Origin of the sequence: Nocardia arseniciresistens, from assembly GCF_046764875.1 — a bacterium.
Classification (GTDB): Bacteria; Actinomycetota; Actinomycetes; order Mycobacteriales; family Mycobacteriaceae; genus Nocardia; species Nocardia arseniciresistens.
On sequence record NZ_JBKORD010000001.1, the window covers coordinates 470,635 to 488,028 of the forward strand.

General features: G+C 66.3%; 14 protein-coding genes. 6 read left to right on the plus strand and 8 right to left on the minus strand.

Features of this window, described 5'->3' with window-relative positions; translation table 11 throughout:
• The first annotated feature begins 150 nt into the window (after nt 1-150).
• The 5 genes from ACLMAJ_RS02155 to ACLMAJ_RS02175 are packed head-to-tail and all read left to right on the plus strand — an operon-like array spanning nt 151 to nt 6,259.
• Nucleotides 151-1,362 carry a TauD/TfdA family dioxygenase gene (locus ACLMAJ_RS02155; RefSeq protein WP_412011728.1) on the plus strand — a complete coding sequence of 404 codons (1,212 nt, stop codon included), beginning with the start codon at nt 151-153 and terminating at the stop codon, nt 1,360-1,362.
• Nucleotides 1,334-2,344: an ornithine cyclodeaminase family protein gene (locus ACLMAJ_RS02160; protein ID WP_412011729.1), complete on the plus strand. Its 1,011-nt coding sequence runs from the start codon at nt 1,334-1,336 to the stop codon at nt 2,342-2,344. The genes ACLMAJ_RS02155 and ACLMAJ_RS02160 overlap by 29 nt, the downstream gene beginning before the upstream one ends.
• Nucleotides 2,335-3,738, plus strand: a complete 1,404-nt coding sequence (locus ACLMAJ_RS02165; RefSeq protein ID WP_412011730.1) for a Y4yA family PLP-dependent enzyme — start codon at nt 2,335-2,337, stop codon at nt 3,736-3,738. Before ACLMAJ_RS02160 ends, ACLMAJ_RS02165 begins: the two co-directional genes overlap by 10 nt.
• 39 nt (nt 3,739-3,777) lie before the next feature.
• The gene (locus ACLMAJ_RS02170) at nt 3,778-4,812 is read left to right on the plus strand and encodes a PLP-dependent cysteine synthase family protein (protein ID WP_412011731.1); all 1,035 of its coding nucleotides are present in this window, start codon (nt 3,778-3,780) and stop codon (nt 4,810-4,812) included.
• Between the two features lie 43 nt (nt 4,813-4,855).
• Nucleotides 4,856-6,259: an MATE family efflux transporter gene (locus ACLMAJ_RS02175; protein WP_412011732.1), complete on the plus strand. Its 1,404-nt coding sequence runs from the start codon at nt 4,856-4,858 to the stop codon at nt 6,257-6,259.
• Between the two features lie 81 nt (nt 6,260-6,340).
• Here the strand turns inward: ACLMAJ_RS02175 and ACLMAJ_RS02180 are convergent, their stop codons facing one another.
• Nucleotides 6,341-6,916 carry a TerD family protein gene (locus ACLMAJ_RS02180; protein ID WP_412011733.1) on the minus strand — a complete coding sequence of 192 codons (576 nt, stop codon included), beginning with the start codon at nt 6,914-6,916 and terminating at the stop codon, nt 6,341-6,343.
• 75 nt (nt 6,917-6,991) lie between these two features.
• Nucleotides 6,992-7,477, minus strand: a complete 486-nt coding sequence (locus ACLMAJ_RS02185; protein WP_412011734.1) for a 4'-phosphopantetheinyl transferase family protein — start codon at nt 7,475-7,477, stop codon at nt 6,992-6,994.
• 730 nt (nt 7,478-8,207) lie between these two features.
• On the opposite strand from ACLMAJ_RS02185, the gene ACLMAJ_RS02190 reads away from it, so the two are divergent.
• Entirely contained in the window at nt 8,208-9,632 is a 1,425-nt protein-coding gene (locus ACLMAJ_RS02190; RefSeq protein ID WP_412012016.1) for a stealth family protein, read from the plus strand.
• Here the strand turns inward: ACLMAJ_RS02190 and ACLMAJ_RS02195 are convergent.
• From ACLMAJ_RS02195 to ACLMAJ_RS02220, 6 genes are all read right to left on the minus strand, one after another.
• Nucleotides 9,580-10,545, minus strand: coding sequence for a phosphodiesterase (locus ACLMAJ_RS02195; protein WP_412012017.1), 966 nt, complete (start codon nt 10,543-10,545; stop codon nt 9,580-9,582). The two genes, ACLMAJ_RS02190 and ACLMAJ_RS02195, sit on opposite strands and share 53 nt — an antisense overlap.
• Nucleotides 10,546-10,667: 122 nt before the next feature.
• Nucleotides 10,668-10,910 carry a C40 family peptidase gene (locus tag ACLMAJ_RS38060; protein ID WP_479725020.1) on the minus strand — a complete coding sequence of 81 codons (243 nt, stop codon included), beginning with the start codon at nt 10,908-10,910 and terminating at the stop codon, nt 10,668-10,670.
• Between the two features lie 88 nt (nt 10,911-10,998).
• On the minus strand, nt 10,999-11,487 hold the full coding sequence (locus tag ACLMAJ_RS02205) for a hypothetical protein (RefSeq protein WP_412011735.1): 489 nt from the start codon (nt 11,485-11,487) through the stop codon (nt 10,999-11,001).
• A 391-nt stretch (nt 11,488-11,878) separates the two neighbouring features.
• The gene (locus tag ACLMAJ_RS02210; protein WP_412012018.1) at nt 11,879-12,517 is read right to left on the minus strand and encodes a nucleoside triphosphate pyrophosphohydrolase; all 639 of its coding nucleotides are present in this window, start codon (nt 12,515-12,517) and stop codon (nt 11,879-11,881) included.
• 107 nt (nt 12,518-12,624) lie between these two features.
• Nucleotides 12,625-16,239 (minus strand): transcription-repair coupling factor, encoded by a 3,615-nt coding sequence (gene mfd, locus ACLMAJ_RS02215; protein WP_412011736.1) that lies wholly within the window; start codon nt 16,237-16,239, stop codon nt 12,625-12,627.
• A gap of 485 nt (nt 16,240-16,724) precedes the next feature.
• On the minus strand, nt 16,725-17,372 hold the full coding sequence (locus tag ACLMAJ_RS02220; protein WP_412011737.1) for a TetR family transcriptional regulator: 648 nt from the start codon (nt 17,370-17,372) through the stop codon (nt 16,725-16,727).
• Nucleotides 17,373-17,394: the final 22 nt, after the last annotated feature.

Sequence of the window (17,394 nt, forward strand, 5' to 3'; positions counted from 1 at the left end):
TCCGCGGACCAATACATAATCTCGGCGATCCCTTCTCGCAATTTCAGCCGACTCGCTTAGGTAAGCCTTGCTTAAGACTGCGAGAAGCGATAGCTTCGCAGATCGAATCGCCCCACCTGCTTTTCGACCCGATGCGAAGAAGGGAACCCGGTGAAAAGCGTTCTCGCCGAACGTAAGACGTTTCACCCGCAGGACATCGAACAACGCGAGCTACCGACCGCCGCCGGACGAGCGGTCCGCGAGCTGGCACGAGAGATATGTAGCGCACTCGACAGCCACACCGGTGGTACGGCACAGATGGCACGCACGCTGACCGCCCCCGAGATTCTCGAGCAGATCGACGGCCGTGCGGGCGAGCTGCCCGACGACGTCCGAATCGCGATGCGCCCGCCCGCGACCACAGCGGGCGCCACCATCGTCAGCAGGCTTCCGCTGACCGACGAAGAGTTCGGCCCCACCCCGCCGACCTGGCACGACGCAGCAGCATGGAGCGGCGAACCGGCCCGCCGCGCAAGCTCTTTCCATCTCGACATCGTCATGCTGCTGCTGGCGAGGAGCGCGGGCGAACCATTCGGCTGGCATGGCCAGCAGGGCGGTCGCCTGGTCAACAACATCTTGCCCTCCCCCGGTCACGAGACCGAGCAATCCGGCGCGAGCAGCGCGACCTTGCTCAGTCCGCATACCGAAGACGCCTTCCACCCCCACCGAGCCAACCTGCTTGTGCTCGCGTGCCTGCGCAACCCGGATCGGGTCGGCACCACCGTCTCCTCGGTGCGCCACACCGAACTCACTGCCGCACAACGCAAGCTGCTGAGCAGCCCGACACTGCCGATCCTGCCCGACGTCTCCTACGGTCGCGGCCACGAGCGCCATACGGCGACTCCGCTGCCGACCTTGTGGCACACCGAATCCTCCGGTGGCACTGAGGATCTGACCATTCGATACGACCCCGCATACACCCCGCTCGACGACGCCGACGCCGAATTCCGCAGTGCCTACGCCCGACTCACCGCGGAGCTGGAACGCGTCTGCGTCACTGCCGCACTCACGCCCGGTCAGATGCTGCTGGTCGACAATGACGTCGCCGTGCACGGTCGGGTACCGTTCACCGCGCGTTACGACGGCACCGATCGATGGCTCAAGCGGGTGAACGTCCGCCTGCCCGAACGCCGCCGCCGCGCCGCCGAGGCCGACGAGAATGGCTATGGGCAACAGATCGTCGCCCCGTTCCGCTCGGATCGCGCCGCCCCGCTCGCGACCGGTGGAGCAGTTCCGAATCGAGCGGGTGCGGGCCGGGGCCCTGCCACGGCCGGAGCAGAGCGGGATACAGCTGATGATCGAGGACCTATTGAACGCCCGTGACCGGAGCACACCATTGCGTGTGCTGAGTCGCAGCGATCTCGCCGATGTTCCCATCACGCCAGGCGACGTCGTGCGCGCCGTCGAAGAGGCGTATCTGGCCTTCGCCGCGGGAGATTCGGACAACCCGCGCAAGCTCAGCGTCGCGAATCCCGACGGCTGGTCGGTGGCCTACGCCATGCTCGGCCGCGACGGCAGGCGGCGGGTGGTGGCCATGAAGACCTCCTACAAATTCGATCCTGGCCATGATCGAAGCACCAAGCGCTACTACACGACGATCACGCTCTACGACGACACCACCGGTGCGCCGATCGCCATGATGGACTGCGCACGCGTCGGAGCGCTGCGCACCCCTGCGGTATCGGCATTGCTTGTCCGTGAAACGGTACGCCGCGGCGCCGAGAGCGTGCTGCTGATCGGCACCGGCACGCAGGGCCGAAATGCGCTGCCGCACTTACTCGCAGCAAATCCGCAGCTACGCAAGCTGATGCTGTACGGAACACACCCGGAAGGGTTGGCGGCGGTTCGCCGCCAACTCGCCGAACACCATCCGCACGCACTGCTGGAAACAGTGGAGGACCCGCGCGCGGCCGCGGGCACCGCCGACGTCGTGCTCGCGACGGCGGGCCCCGGTACCGAGGTCGCCATCGAGTACGAGGATCTCGCGCCGGGAGCGGTTGCAGTGCTCGTCGGCTACGGTCTCGCGCCGTCGACACTCATCGAGGCCGACCGCGTAATCGCGACCAGCGCCCAGCAAATGGCACTCACCGGCACCGACATGGCCGATCCTGACGGAAGACTGCGCCAGGTCGACGCGGAGCTGCCGCAGATCCTCGGTCGCCGCGCCGTCGCCAGGCGTTCCGACGACGAACGCATCTTCGTCTACAACAGCGGCCTGGTCCTCACCGACATCGCGGTCGCCCACGCACTGGCCGAACGCGCCATCGCCGAGGGACGCGGCACGGAGGTAGCGCTGTGGGACTAGTCCACGGCGCCGCCGGCTCGGGCACCGAGCCGGCGGCGAACCGGGAGCCGCCGAGGATGCACGCGGCACCGATGCCCGCACTCACCGACGAGTGGGAGCGCCGGGTGCTCGATGATCCGAATCTGCTCGGCGACATCGCCTTCGCGATCGGCGGGCCGTTCCACCTCATGTATCCGGAGCGGGTCGCACGCAACATCGACGGATTCCGTGCCGCATTCGAGCGGGCCGGTGTGGACGGGGTCATCTACTACGGGAAAAAGGCGAACAAAGCCGCATGCGTCGCACGGACCTGCGCGCAGCAGGGTGCGGGCGTGGATATTTCCAGCGTCGGCGAGCTGACTTCCGCTCTGGCGCAGGGTGTTCGAGGCGGCGAGCTGATGGTGACCGGCCCCGCCAAATCCGATGACCTGCTATGGCTCGCGATCCGGCACGGCGCGCTGATCGCCGTGGACAGTCTCGACGAACTCGACCGGCTTGCCACGATCGCGACCCCCGCTGCCCACGCACGGGTGCTACTTCGCGTGTTGCCCGACGCGTCGACGAGCAGGTTCGGGATGACCGCCGCCGAACTCGACGCGGCACTGTCGATAATCGGCTCCTCCGGCACTGTCGGCCACGAGTCGATCAGGTTGGAAGGATTCAGTTTCCACCTGTCGGGCTACGACGCCGTCGCACGCGCCGAACAGGCCGACCAACTGGTCGACCGATGCCGGGACGCTCGAACGCTCGGACATCCCGCGACGACCATCTCCATCGGCGGCGGGTTCGGCGTCGACTACGTCAGCGCGACGACCTGGGCGGAGTTCACCGACCAGCTCGACTCCCGATGGTTCCATGCGGGTAAGTCGTTCGACTCGTACTACCCCTATCACTTCCCCGCCCCTGGCCCGGCCATGCTGACCGACATTCTTCGACATCGTGGACTGGCAGAGCGGCTGCGCGACAACGACATCCGCCTCGCCGTCGAACCAGGGCGCGCATTGCTCGATCACGCGGGCTGCACCGTCTTCCGAGTGCGGGGCAGCAAGACCCGGCACGCGGACGGACAGCCCTACCACCTGGTCACCGTCGACGGCAGCAGTCTGAGCCTGTCCGAGCAGTGGTTCGACAGCGAATATCTTCCCGACCCGGTCCTGTGGCCGCCGCGCCCCGGTGGCACACCGGCACCGACCTGCGTCGGCGCCGCGACCTGCCTGGAATCCGACATGCTCAGCTGGCGGCGCATTCCACTGCCGAGACCGGCGGCGGTCGGCGATCTGTTGATCTACCCGAATACCGCCGGCTACCAAATGGATTCGAACGAGTCGGCTTTTCATGATCTACCGATACCGCCGAAAGCGGTGCTGCACGAAGCACCCGGCGAACGGTGGCGCTGGATGCTCGACGCCGGATAACGACCCCTTTCACCCCTGGCCCCGAACAAGGAGAAATCCATGCCGCTCGTCACGCGCGTGACGGATCTGATCGGTCGCACGCCCCTGTTCGAACTGGCGACCACCGCGACCGGAACCCGGCTGCTACTCAAGCTAGAGCAGTTCAACCCGACGGGCGCCGCGAAGATCCGGATGGCGCGCGCGATGGTGCTCGATGCCGAACAAAAGGGGTTGCTGAGAGATGGCGGGCATATCATCGAGTCCACGTCCGGGAACACCGGGCTCGGCCTTGCGGTAGTTGCCGCCGAACGTGGGTACCGCTTCAGTGCCGTGGTCGATCATCACGCATGTAAGGACAAACTGCGCGCCATGCGGGCGATGGGAGCGGAATTGATATTCGTCGCCGATGACGGGGACGACAACCTGGCCACCTCGGCGCGGGAGGACCTCGCCGAGTCGATGGCCGCTGGGCTGGCGGACGCGTATTTCACCGAACAGCACAACAACGACGCCAACGCGGTCGGCTATTACGCGGTCGCGGAGGAACTGCTCGAGGACGTGGACCGGGTCGATATCCTGCTGTCCGCGGTGGGCACCGGCGGTTCGCTGTTCGGCACCGCGACCCGGCTGCGTCAGCTCGGCTGCACGCCACGGGTGATCGGTGTCGAGCCGGTGGGCTCCATCGCCTTCGGCGGACCCGGCGGGCCGTACTGGCAGTCGGGCACCGGCACCCCGCCGGGCGCGACCATCGGCACCGCCGTCGACTACTCGCTGCTCGATGAGGGCGTGAAGGTCTCCGATGTCGCGGCCTTCGCCACCGCCCGCGCGATCGCGGCCGAGCTCGGCCTCATGATCGGCGGCTCCGCGGGCGGCTCTGTGCACGCGGCACTGGCCGGACTCGAGGAATTTCCGCCCGGCTCGACCGTGGTAACGATCGTCTGCGACGGCGGCGAAAAGTATTTGGACACCGTCTTCGACGATGACTGGATGAACGAACGTGGCCTGCTCGACGCCGCCGCCGAACGTGAGGTCCTCGCGATGCTCGACCGCTATCGCCCCGCCGCCCGACGCGAGCAGCTCGTGGAGGCGCGGTGAACGCTGATTCCCTGCGCCGCACCCGGCCCGTGAGGGCATTGCGGTGAACCTGTCGAACTACCGGGCCGACAGCCGGCGGCTGACGGCGCTGGCGACGCCGATCGCGATGACCCAGCTGGCGCAGATCGCGGTGTCCACCACCAACATCGTGCTGATGGGGACGCTAGGTATGCGTGAGGTCGCCGCAGGCGGCCTTGCGATCGTGCTGTTCAACCAGATTCGCACCATGTGCGTCGGGCTGATCACCGCGACCGGTAATCAGATTGCCACCGCGGTGAGCGCGGCGGGCAAGCGCGGCGAATCCGCGGACCGAGAGATCCGTGCCGTGGTGCGGTCGAGCTTCCTGATCGCGACGGTCGCGGGCATTCTCGGCGGCGCGGTGCTGATCGGGCTCGGTTGGGCGTTGCGCTGGCTCGGCCAGGATGCCGGAGTGCTCGCCGATGCGCGGCCACTGATGGTCGCGCTGGCGCCGGGCCTGCTGCCATGTCTGTGGTTCCAGGTGCTGCGCCAATACACCGTCGGCATGCAGCGCCCGCAGGCGCTGCTGCTGGTGACGATCGGCTCCGTCGGACTGAACCTGGTGCTGGCACTGACCTTCATCCACGGCTGGGCCGGGCTGCCCGCGCTCGGCCTCACCGGCATCGGCATTGCCACCTCGCTGGTCTTCCTGATCACCTTCGGCGTCTTCTGGACGATGGTGCACCACGACGCGGAACTCGGCGCCACCTTGGCGATCCGGCCGTGGCCGGTGCACCGCGCGATGATCTCCTCCGAGCTGAAACTCGGTATGCCGATCTCGCTGACCTACGGCTCGGAAGCGGGCATGTTCTCGGTGCTCGCGCTGGTCATGGGCAGCATCGGGCCTGCGGCACTCGCCGCGCACAATGTCGTGTATCAGATCATCTACATCGTGTTCCAAGTCGCGATCGGCCTATCGCACGGTGCGTCGATCCTGGTCAGCCATGCGGTCGCCCGCGACGAATACGGGCACGCCCGCGCGCTGGCCTGGCTGGCGCTACGGCATGTCGCCGTTGTCGCCGTGGTGACCGGATCGGTCTACATCGTGGCGCCGGGCATAGTGCTGCGCCCGTTCCTCGAGCCGGGCGACACCGCGACCATCGAACTGGCCCGCACGCTGCTGCTGATCGGCATCGTGCTCCAGTTCTTCGACGCCGCGCAGAATATCGGCGCCGGGCTGCTACGTGGTCTGAAGGAAACCAACGCGGGCTTCCGCCTCTCGCTGGTCGGCTACTGGCTGGTGGGCCTGCCCACCGCCCTGCTGCTCGCCTTCCCCCTCGGTCTCGGCGCCGAGGGCGTGTGGTGGGGCCTCACCGCAGGCCTGGCCACCACCGCCGCCCTCATGCTGCGCCGCTACTTCACGCTGCTCGACACCAAGGAACGCGCCCATCCACATCTGATCCCCGAGAGTCTGCCCAGCGCAGGCTGATCAGACCCGCCCCCGGCCGAATCAGACCCAGCCCGGCCAGGTCAGACCCAGCCCGGCCAGGTCAGACCCAGCCCGGCCAGGTCAGAGGTGAACTCCGTAGTCGCGTGCGATTCCGGCGAGCCCGGAGGCGTAGCCCTGGCCGATGGCACGGAACTTCCACTCGTTGCCGTGCCGGTACAACTCGCCGAACACCATCGCGGTCTCGGTCGAGGCGTCCTCGGTGAGGTCGTATCGGGCCAGTTCCACGCCGGTGTTCTGGTCGCTGACCCGGATGAACGCATTGCGGATCTGCCCGAATGATTGGCCGCGCGCGTCGGCGTCGTGGATCGACACGGGGAAGAAGATGTTGGTGATCGTCGGCGGCGTCGCGGCCAGGTCGACATTGATGGTCTCGTCGTCACCCTCGCCCTCACCGGTGAGGTTGTCACCGGTGTGTTCGATGGTGCCCTCGGGCGAACGCAGGTTGTTGTAGAAAATGAAATGCTGATCCGAGAGCACCTTCAGGCTCGGTCCGGTGGCGAGCGCGCTCGCATCGAGGTCGTAATCGGCCCCGGTGGTAGTGCGGACGTCCCAGCCGAGTCCCACCGTCACCTTGGTGAGATCGGGTGCCTGCTTCGACAGCGAAACATTTCCGCCTTTGGCCAATGTGACGCTCATGATCCCCTTCCGCTCGGCGCGTTCGCGCCGCCTTTCTCGACGATTATCGCTCGATACCGGACGTACTGCGCCCGTTCAGTTGTCCTTTTCGGCCCAGGCGCGCAAAGTCGTTACCCGGCCCTTCAGCGCGCTCAACTCACTCGAGTCGAGCACCCTGCGCTGGATGCCGTCGGCAACCTCGAACGCCGACTGCCGATGATCGTCGATCACCTCGACATCGATGCCGACCGCCACATAATCGGGCGCGCCGGGCAGGTCCTCCGGCAGCACCCATGCCTTGCCCCGCGCACACAGCGCGACATTGCCGCCACCGAGAATCAGCAACGCGACATCGGGCCGTTCCCGCAGCCTGGCCAGCGAACCCCGATCGGATTTGAGGCTGAGCAGGATGCGGCGGTCACCGGCGCGCACGGGCCAGGACACCGGAATCGCGTGCGGCGCCGGATCCGTTGTGACCAGAACCGCAATCGTTTCCTCGGGCCATACGGGTAGCACATTCAGTGCGGGGTGATCATCGGTCGAGTGGTGTTGACGTTGCGCAGGGCTCGCTCCGGCTGCCATCTTCGTGCCACCTCATGGATCGTCGCGCGCGACGGGCTGTGCCGCGCTGATAGCAGTCTAAGGTGCTGTGCCACTTGTCCGCTGGCGCTGCCGCCTTTGTCCGAACTGCTCGCAGCCGACTATCGGGCCGAGGTCAGGACAGCCTTGGTCGAGTCGAGGAGTGCGACGGCCCGGCCCGCCGCCAAGCGAGGTTAGCCCAACCTAACAACGACCACCCACTTACCCGAGGCGGCATAATGGCATCGACAGGGCAGTGTGTCCGGATTGACGGCACGTCGCCATGGAGGCATCATTTTCTAGCAACGCCCTGTTCATCTAGGGCATCTCCCTAATTTTCGCCGGCCGATGATTGTCCGGCCAAGCGTGCTGTTCCCCGTTTCACGCTCGGTCGACACACCGTGCGCACGCCACAGCACTTCCCAACGACGCGATGGCGTCCCGCCGTAAGCGAGGTGAGAACGAATGGTTTACCGGTCGTCTGGATATTGGGCCGTGAATACGTTCCTCCTGCGCTACGGCACCGTCCCCAACTTCTGACTGCGGCCGCGTCGGGCGCGGTGTCCTGTCGACGTACCCACGTCGGCCGGACGACCGCTCGGGTAGTGCACCCGCCCCCGATGCGGCATCCCCGAAGTCCCAGCGCACGGCGTCTGCGGACCTATCGACATGCGGACAGATATGGAGACGGAAAATGGTGGATATAGGGGCAGTGGATCCAAGGGCTGTGGAGATGGTGATCCGGCCGACAGCCGGAAATCTGGTCGTATCGACGGCATTGATCGACGACCTGGGATATCTGCGCGCAGAACTCGCGGCCGCGGAGGTGCCGTTCCTGCTCGTGCGCGATTGCGGGCATCGCCTGGTCCTCGCCGCCGACGCGGCGCACCGAGCGATGTTGCAGCGCGTGATCGCGACCGCGATCACCGCGGGATTCGCATGCAAAGAATTGCAGCACAATGTATTACGACTCGGTCGCGACGCGGACCCTGCGCACCATGTCGACCTCGAACTGTGGCAATACCACGGCGACACCGTCGAGTGCCCGCGACCGAATACCTTGACGCGCCCGATTTTCGACCTCGCCGACGTCGAGCAGACCACGGTGCGGCTGTTCGACCGCAGCTGGCCGACCCTGGTGGACATGTTCGCACCTCAGCCGACCGATGTCGCCTTCGATATCGACATCGTCTTCTCCTGGGTGGACGGCTCCGACCCGGAGTTCCGTGCCCGCCGCGCGGGCATGCTGGCACAGGTCGTCGTCGGTGAAGGCGACGACGCCGATGCGCGTATCCGGCAGATCGACGAACTGAAATACGCACTGCGGTCGGTAGATAAGAACGCGCCGTGGATCCGCCGCATCTTCATCGCCACCGATTCCGCGGTGCCGGCTTGGCTCGGCACCCACCCGAAGGTGACGGTGGTGCGAGCGGTCGACCACTTCAGCGACACCAGCGGGCTGCCGACCTTCAATTCGCATGCGGTGGAATGCCAATTGCAGCACATCGACGGACTCAGCGAGCACTTCCTGTACTCCAACGACGATATGTTCTTCGCCCGCCCTGTGCGCCCGTCGATGTTCTTCAGCCCGGCCGGGATCAGCCGGTTCATCGAGGCGGACACCAGGATCGGCCTCGGCCGAAACAACGAGCGCCGCAGCGGTTTCGAGAATGCGGCGCGAGTAAACCGCGAATTGCTCGCCGCACGGTTCGGCCACGTCATCACCAGGCACCTCGAGCACACGCCGGTACCGTTGCGCCGCAGCGTATTACTCGAAATGGAAGACGAATTCTCGGGAGATTTCGCGAGAACGCGGAGTAGCCGGTTCAGGTCGGCTACCGATATTTCGGTGACCAACTCGCTGTATCACTTTTACGCATTGTTCTCCGGGCGCGCGGTGCCGCAGGAGTCCGCGCGGATGCGTTATGTCGACACCACGAGCCAGATCGGGCTCGCGTTGCTCAACGGGCTCGCCGTGCATCGAGACGTCGATTTCTTCTGCCTCAACGACGGAAGTTTTCCCGAAATCACCGAGGCCGAACGCGTGCGCGCGGTCTCGGAATTCCTGTCCGGCTATTTCCCCGACCGAGCACCGTGGGAACGCGTCAGTGCACTGCCTCGTCATCAGATTTCGGAGTCTGCGCCTGGCGCCGCATAACTCGCGGTATGCGGGCGGCGGGCGGGATGACAATGCCCTCCTCGGCCAGCGTGCGTGCTGTTTCCTCGGGGGTCGACGGGGACCCGACGGTGGGTCCTCGATCGATCGGGACCACCGAGTGGACCACCGTGTCGGGGTAGATGTGCACGTAGTTGAAAGCCTGCGCACCGTCCATGCCACGCAGCCCACCCTCGGCGACACCGAGATCCTGGCTGTAGCAGGTCGCCGACGCCACCGACACCGGAATGCCCGCGAAGGTCGCGCTCGTCGAAAAATGCAGATGCCCTGCCAGAATGGCCCGCACATCGCTGCCGTCGAGCACATCGGCGAGCCTGCGCTGATCGCGCAGCTCCACGGTGACCGCGAGATCGATGACGCACGGCACCGGCGGATGATGCATCGCCAGAATGGTGCCGAACGGTGCGGGCTCGGCGAGCACCGACCGCAGCCAGGCCAGCTGGTCATCGGTGATCTCGCCGTAGTGGTGGCCGGGCACCGATGTGTCGAGGGCAATGATGCGCAGCCCGTCGATCATGTGCACCCGGTCCAGCGGCGCGGTAGAACCGTGCTCACCGAGCAACCGTCGGCGCAGCACCGCGCGATCGTCGTGATTACCGGTCACCCAGACAATGGGAGCGCGCAACCGTCGCGCGAACGGCTCGACGAGCGCGCGCAGCTTGTCGTAGGCGGCGGGCTCCCCCTTGTCGGCGAGATCACCGGTGAACACGATCGCCGTCGGCCGGATATTGCTGGCTGTGGCCTGCTCGAGAACCTGACGTAATCGCTGCTCAGCATCGACCGCACCGTATAGTTCGCCGTCACCGGCGATCAGATGGGTGTCGCTGATGTGGAACAACACATGATTCGGTCGCGGGTGCTCCGCGACTCTGCTGATGGGCACCGGACCGAACATCCTCCCCGACGGGTTGCCCGCCATTGGCTTCCAACGCCAGGATAGCGAAGGCACAATGACAGGTTTCCCGACGTACGGTGACGACATGCTTGCGGGGAGGTGTGAGTTCGGTGACAGATCAGTCAGAAACGGCGCGCGCCCGCCAACGGCATCGACGACATGGGCGATACCTTGACACCGCCGCCATAGGTCGAGGCGTGGATGACGGTGCCGTCGCCCGCGTACAGACCGGAGTGACCGCCACCGTAGAACGACACCAGATCGCCCGGCTGCAAATCATCGACCGCTACCGGAACGCCCGCGCCGAGTTGTTCGTAGCCGGTACGCGGCACCTCCTTGCCCGCTTGGCCGTAGGACCACCGCACCAGACCCGAGCAGTCGAAGGCATCTGGACCCGCGCCACCGCTGGCGTACTGCGAGCCGATCTTGGAGCGCGCGACATCGACGGCGAGCTCACCAGTGGTTGGCGGCGCGGCCGGTGAGGGCGCTGGCGGCCTGCTGCCGGGAAGGTTCGTCCTGGATCACGAAATCGGCTCCCGGTATCGCATCGAGCAGTGATTGCACTGGGTCGGGAAGGCCGGACGGAAGCGGGAGTACGACTCCCGGAACCACGTTGGGGCCGGACACGTCGAGAATGCCAGGGGCAGTGGGGGACTCGCCCCAGGGAATTCGGATCAGAATCTGCGCCTGATCCTCCGGAATTCCGATGAGCGGCGCGAACTCGAACTCGGGAACCTCGGTGCGGCCCGGCAGTTCGACTCCGGGGTTCTCCGAGGGGATCGAGATGCCGTTCGGGACTTCGATGAGCCCTACACCGGGAATGGAAACCGGTTGGGCTGCCGCGGGGGCGGCGGTCAAAACCAGGTAGCCGATACCTGCGGCGGCGGCTGTGACGGTCCAGCCGGCTACCGCGATCCAACGTTTTCGATGGACAGAAGCCATGATGCGGTCCTCCGATGGTCACATCGGGGCCAAGATGGCGGAAATTGGGACTCCATCAAGGCCTCGAAAGGATTTCGAAACACATGTATAGAAAGTCCAGCGGATCCGACGTGAAATATTGCTGCACAAATCGCCGATTGCCCGTACCGACACACCGAATTAAGATAACGAAATAATAACAAGCCCTAGCAATCGGGTTATCACACAACAAATCCCGTCCACAAACGGCAAAAAATTGCTCACTACCTGCGGATTTGCAGTAACGCACAGCGTGGCGCTCGCAACTCGAATTCTGTTCGCGGAAAGCCTGAATCCATCGAATCCAAAGCTGTCGAAGACCTATTTCGTTGATCGCCAACCCGATCAGTCGGCAGCAAGACCGTGTCGCGAGCTAATCCCCAGCGGGCCAGTACTTCCGCCAGTCGGCGGCCGAAAGCGGCGCGCGTTCGCCGCGCCTCACCTCAGCGGCATCCTCCGCGGCGCGGATCTGCGCCGCGAACGCGACAGTCGCCTTACGGAGCCGTTCTTCGGCGCTGTCGGGACCGCCTAGCTCGACTACACGAAGGGCATCCGGAACGAGATCGGCCGGGAAGCCGGCCTTAGCGCTGCGGTCACGAATCTTTTCGGCCAGCGCGAGTGCGGGCTGGGCCATGGCGATGCCATCCAGACAGGAGCGCCGGGACTTTTCGCTGGATTTGCGCTCCTCCCAAGCTTTTTCCTGGGCCGCGATCTTCTCGGCGAGAGTCGCACCGGGGTCGAAGTGCGAATCGACGAGGTGCGGGCTGCGGTTGACAAGCTTGGCAACCAGGGCCGCGGCGACATCGTCGACGGTGAACTCCCCTGCCGCCTGCGCGATCCTGGAGTGGAACAGCACCTGTAGCAGCAGATCGCCGAGTTCTTCTTTGATGGTTTCTGCATCGTTGTGCCCGATGGCGTCGAGGAGCTCGTAGGTCTCCTCGAGCAGGTAGGGACGCAACGAGTCGTGGGTCTGGGCAACTTCCCAACCGCCGAAGCTCCACAGCCGGTCCATCACCTCGACGGCGTCGGCCAATCCCTCGGCGAGCCTTGCGGTCTCCGATGCCGTGCTGTCGGATGTCGTCTCGTCGGATGCGGCGTCATCGGATGTCTCGGCGCCGGTCACCGCGCCGCCGAAGCCTCGGTGGCAACGGTGAGATCGACTGCGCCCTGCGCCTTTCCGTCCAAGGCGAGCAGCAGGTCGGCGACGAACTGGAGCAGCGCCACGTCGCGGAGGCGATTGGCGCCGACACTGTCCTCGACCCTGGGCAGCGGCAACTGGACAACGCCGCTGGCGGCCCGATAGCCCGCACTCGGGTAGATGCGCTTGAGACGCATCTGTTTGGAGTCCGGCAGGCTCAGCGGTGCGACCTTCAGAGTGGTTCCGGAGACCGCGATTTCGGTGACGCCGTATTCACGGGCAAGCAGGCGCAGCTTGGCCACCGACACCAGGCGGCCGACCTCCACCGGAAGCGGACCATAGCGGTCGACCAGCTCCTCGACCACCTGGGCCAGGGCCGGATCATCATGGGCAGCAGCGAGTTTGCGGTAGCCCTCGAGACGGAGTCGGTCGCTGGCGATGTAGTCGGGCGGGATATGCGCGTCGACGGGAAGGTCGATGCGCATCTCCTTGACTTCCTCGGTGGTGATCGGCTTGCCGTCCGCGGCGGCACGGTAGGCCTCGACGGCCTCGCCGACCAAGCGCACGTACAGGTCGAAGCCGACACCGGCGACGTGGCCCGATTGTTCGGCGCCGAGCACGTTTCCCGCGCCACGGATTTCGAGGTCCTTCATAGCGACGGCCATGCCTGCGCCGAGGTCGGAATTCTGCGCGATGGTGGCGAGCCGGTCGTAAGCCGTCTCGGTGAGCGGCTTCTCGGGCGGGTACAGGAAGTACGCGTAACCGCGTTCCCTGCTACGGCCGACACGGCCACGCAGCTGGTGCAGCTGCGAAAGACCGAGCGAATCGCCGCGCTCGACGATCAGCGTGTTCGCATTGGAGATGTCGAGGCCGGTCTCGATGATCGTGGTGCACACGAGCACATCGAACTCACGCTCCCAGAAACCCTGCACGGTCCCTTCCAGCGTGTCTTCGTTCATCTGACCGTGCGCGACGGCGACCCGTGCCTCCGGTACAAGATCGCGAATCCGCTTGGCGGCCTTGTCGATCGAGGACACCCGGTTGTGCACATAGAAGATCTGGCCGTCGCGAAGCAGCTCGCGGCGGATAGCCGCGGTGACCTGCTTGTCGTTATATGCGCCGACGTAGGTGAGCACCGGGTGGCGCTCCTCGGGCGGTGTGAGGATGGTCGACATCTCGCGGATGCCCGCCAGGCTCATCTCCAGCGTGCGCGGAATCGGCGTCGCCGACATGGTCAGCACGTCGACGTGGGTGCGCAGCGCCTTGATGTGTTCCTTGTGCTCGACGCCGAAACGCTGTTCCTCGTCGACGACAACGAGGCCGAGATCCTTCCAGCGCACACCTGTCTGTAGCAGCCGGTGGGTGCCGACGACAATGTCGACGCTGCCGTCGGCCAAGCTCTCCAGCACCGCCCGGGACTCTGCCGGGTGGGTGAAACGGGAAAGTCCGGCCACGGTGACAGGGAATCCGGCGACGCGTTCGGTGAAGGTCTGTAGATGCTGTTGCGCGAGAAGTGTTGTCGGCACGAGCACAGCGACCTGCTTGCCGTCCTGCACCGCCTTGAACGCGGCGCGCACCGCGATCTCGGTCTTGCCGTAGCCGACGTCACCGCACACCACACGGTCCATCGGGACCGGCTTCTCCATGTCCGACTTCACCTCGGCGATGGCGGTCATCTGATCGACCGTCTCGGTGAACGCGAACGCGTCTTCCATCTCCTGCTGCCACGGGCTGTCGGGCGCGAACGCGTGCCCGGGCGCCGCCTGCCGCGCCGCGTACAGCTGCACCAGCTCGCCCGCGATCTCGCGAACCGCCTTGCGTGCCTTACGTTTGGTGTTCTGCCAGTCGGACCCGCCGAGTTTCGACAGGCTCGGCAACTCGCCGCCGACATAGCGGGAGAGCTGGTCGAGGGATTCCATCGGCACGAACAGTCTGTCGCCGGGCTGGCCGCGCTTGCCCGGCGCGTACTCGATGACCAGGTACTCGCGGCGGGCGCCGCCGACGGTGCGCTCGATCATCTCCACGAACCGGCCGATGCCGTGCTGGTCGTGCACCACCATGTCGCCCGCGTTGAGCGCGAGCGGATCGACCTGGTTGCGGCGCTTGGCGGGTAGTCGCTTGCCCTCGCCCGGTGCGGTCACCCGATTACCGGTGAGATCGGATTCGGCGACGACGACCAGCCCCGCGTCGTCGAAAACCAGCCCGTCGTGCAGCGAACCGCACAGCACACCGACCACGCCCGGTGCCGGTTGCGCGCCTGACTCCAGCGCGGCGGCGGGCACATCGGCGTCGGCGAGGCGCTCCAGAATGCGTTGCGCCGTACCGTGTCCAGCGACGACGACCACGGCGCGCCCACCGGTGGCCACGTGCGCGCGCAGCGACGCGAAAATCGTCGCGACCAGCTCATCGGAGCCGCGCGCGGCAGGACCGGCCAGCACCGGCAGCACGACCTCGGCGGGATCACCGGAGGTGAGCGGACTCAGGCTCCACCAGGGCAGGCCGTTCGCGTTCGCGCTGTCGTGGATTTCGGGCAGCGCGCGGTAGCCCGACGCGGCGAGATCGAGACCGTGCGCGCCGAGTGGCGCGTCGCTGCCGAACGAGGCCGCGGTCCAGGACGCTTCGAGGAATTCTTCGCCGGTACGCACCAGATCGGCCGCGCGGGTCCGGATCTTCTCCGGATCGCACAGCAGCAGATGGGTTCCGTCGGGCAGTACCTCGGTGAGCAGCCGTAGCTCGCCGGGCTGTAGCACAGGGAGCAGCGCTTCCATGCCGTCGACCGGGATGCCGTTGGAGAGCTTCTCCAGCATCTCCACCAGCGCGGCGTCGGCGGCGTTCTCGACGGCGACCTCGGCGGCGCGATCACGGACCGCCGCGGTCAGCAGCAGTTCGCGACACGGCGGCGCGACGACAACGTCCACCGCGATATCGAGCAGTGAGCGCTGGTCGGCAACGGCGAAGGGCCGTAGCTCGGTCACCTCGTCACCCCAGAACTCCACGCGCACCGGATGATTCGCGGTCGGAGGAAAAAGATCGAGGATGCCGCCGCGCACCGCGAACTCGCCGCGCTTGCCGACCATATCGACGCGGGTGTAGGCGAATTCGATCAGGCGCGTGAGCAACCCGTCGAAATCCAGTTCGGCCCCGACGCGCAGCACCACCGGCTCGATATCGCCGAGCCCGGCGGCCATCGGCTGCATCAGCGACCGCACCGTGGTCACCACCACCCGCAGCGGCTCCGTGGACGTCGAGTCCTCCGGATGCGCCAGCCGTCGCAGCACCGAAAGTCTGCGCCCGACCGTATCCGCGCCTGGCGAGAGTCGCTCGTGCGGCAGCGTCTCCCAGGAGGGGAACTGCGCGACGGCCGCGCCGAGAATCTCCTCGAGTTCAACGGTCAGATCATCGGCCTCGCGACCGGTCGCCGTCACCACCACCAGTGGCGCCCGCCCCGCGATCGTCGCCGCCACGAACGGCCGCACCGCCGACGGCGCGACCAACTCGACCGGCGACTTCCCGACCAGGTCAGCGACGGTCCGCAGCGCGGCGTCGGCACCGGCCACCGCGGCCAGTCCCGCCAATGGTGGACGATGGGTGGACATGCGAACTCCTGAGCTCAGCGGGGGATTTAGGACGGCCAACCGAGTCTAGCCACTCCCCCCGACAGGCAACCCGGCCCCACTCGAGGACCGGCTCCGACCGAACATTCCGCCCCACCCAGCCGAACCAGGCCCGCACCCCCGACCGGCCATTCCAACCACTTCAGCACCGCTCAGGCCGAGCCCTAACCAGACATCCCAACCATCTCAGCACCGCTCAGGCCGAGCCCTAACCAGACATCCCAACCACCTGAGCACCACTCAGGCCCAGCCCTAACCCAACCCCCCACCGGCGAGTCTTACGAGCCGGTTCGCGGCCGGGGCGCGGCCGCCCCGGCGAGGCCAAGAGGCGCCGGCGCGCGTATAGGGCGGGGGGGGGCCCGCCCGGGGCGCGCCCCCCCGCCGCCCACCCCGCCCCCCCGGCGCGCGATCCGGCGGGGCGGACGCGAGCCTTCAGGGCCGCGAACACCCGCGGCCACGCGGCAATGTCACGGCACGTAGCGGCGGAGACGGCGGGCGGCGAACTCGCGGAAGTACGACAGTTTGTCGTGCGGCACGATCGAGGGGAGCAGGAAGAACCACATGCGTTCCATCCGCGCGGCCATTTGATCGATCGAATCGGTGCCGACGGCGATGATGTGGACGCCCGCGGTCATCTCTTGCAGCAGCACCCCGATCACCTCGGGGTCGAGATCCGGCTCCAGGTCACCCTGGGCGACGCCGCGTTCGGAGAGCAGGCGGTAGGTGTCACCCCATGTTTTGGCGATGTTGTCGCCCTGAGCGCCGCGGTAGTCGCCGATCTGGTGGGTCAACTTGAGCATCGCGCCGACCATCGGGTCGTTCATCGATAGGTCCGCGACCACGTAGGTGATCCCGATGCATGCTTCGAGCGCGGGTACCCGGGGATCGAAGAAACCCTGGCAGGAACTGACCAGACGCTCATTGCCTTGGTCGACGACGGCGCGCGCCAGTTCTTCTTTCGATCCGAAGTGAAAGTACAAGGCGCCCTTGGTCACGTTCGACTGCGCGATGATCTCGCTCAGGCTCGCATTCGCATACCCCAAGCGCAGAAAGACATCGGCCGCGCCCGCAAGGACGGAATCGCGGGTGATTTCCGCGCGCGCTTGCCTAGCCATCAGATCCGCCTGTCATCCCTAA

Excerpts from the sequence above, each read along its gene's own strand:
- ACLMAJ_RS02205 (WP_412011735.1), bottom strand. The coding sequence starts at position 11,487 with ATGGCTTCTGTCCATCGAAAACGTTGGATCGCGGTAGCCGGCTGGACC.
- ACLMAJ_RS02210 (WP_412012018.1), bottom strand. The coding sequence starts at position 12,517 with ATGGACCGGCTGTGGAGCTTCGGCGGTTGGGAAGTTGCCCAGACCCAC.
- ACLMAJ_RS02220 (WP_412011737.1), bottom strand. The coding sequence starts at position 17,372 with ATGGCTAGGCAAGCGCGCGCGGAAATCACCCGCGATTCCGTCCTTGCG.
- ACLMAJ_RS02185 (WP_412011734.1), bottom strand. The coding sequence starts at position 7,477 with ATGGCAGCCGGAGCGAGCCCTGCGCAACGTCAACACCACTCGACCGAT.
- ACLMAJ_RS02170 (WP_412011731.1), top strand. The coding sequence starts at position 3,778 with ATGCCGCTCGTCACGCGCGTGACGGATCTGATCGGTCGCACGCCCCTG.
- ACLMAJ_RS02190 (WP_412012016.1), top strand. The coding sequence starts at position 8,208 with ATGGTGATCCGGCCGACAGCCGGAAATCTGGTCGTATCGACGGCATTG.
- ACLMAJ_RS02160 (WP_412011729.1), top strand. The coding sequence starts at position 1,334 with ATGATCGAGGACCTATTGAACGCCCGTGACCGGAGCACACCATTGCGT.
- mfd (WP_412011736.1), bottom strand. The coding sequence starts at position 16,239 with ATGTCCACCCATCGTCCACCATTGGCGGGACTGGCCGCGGTGGCCGGT.
- ACLMAJ_RS02180 (WP_412011733.1), bottom strand. The coding sequence starts at position 6,916 with ATGAGCGTCACATTGGCCAAAGGCGGAAATGTTTCGCTGTCGAAGCAG.
- ACLMAJ_RS02195 (WP_412012017.1), bottom strand. The coding sequence starts at position 10,545 with ATGTTCGGTCCGGTGCCCATCAGCAGAGTCGCGGAGCACCCGCGACCG.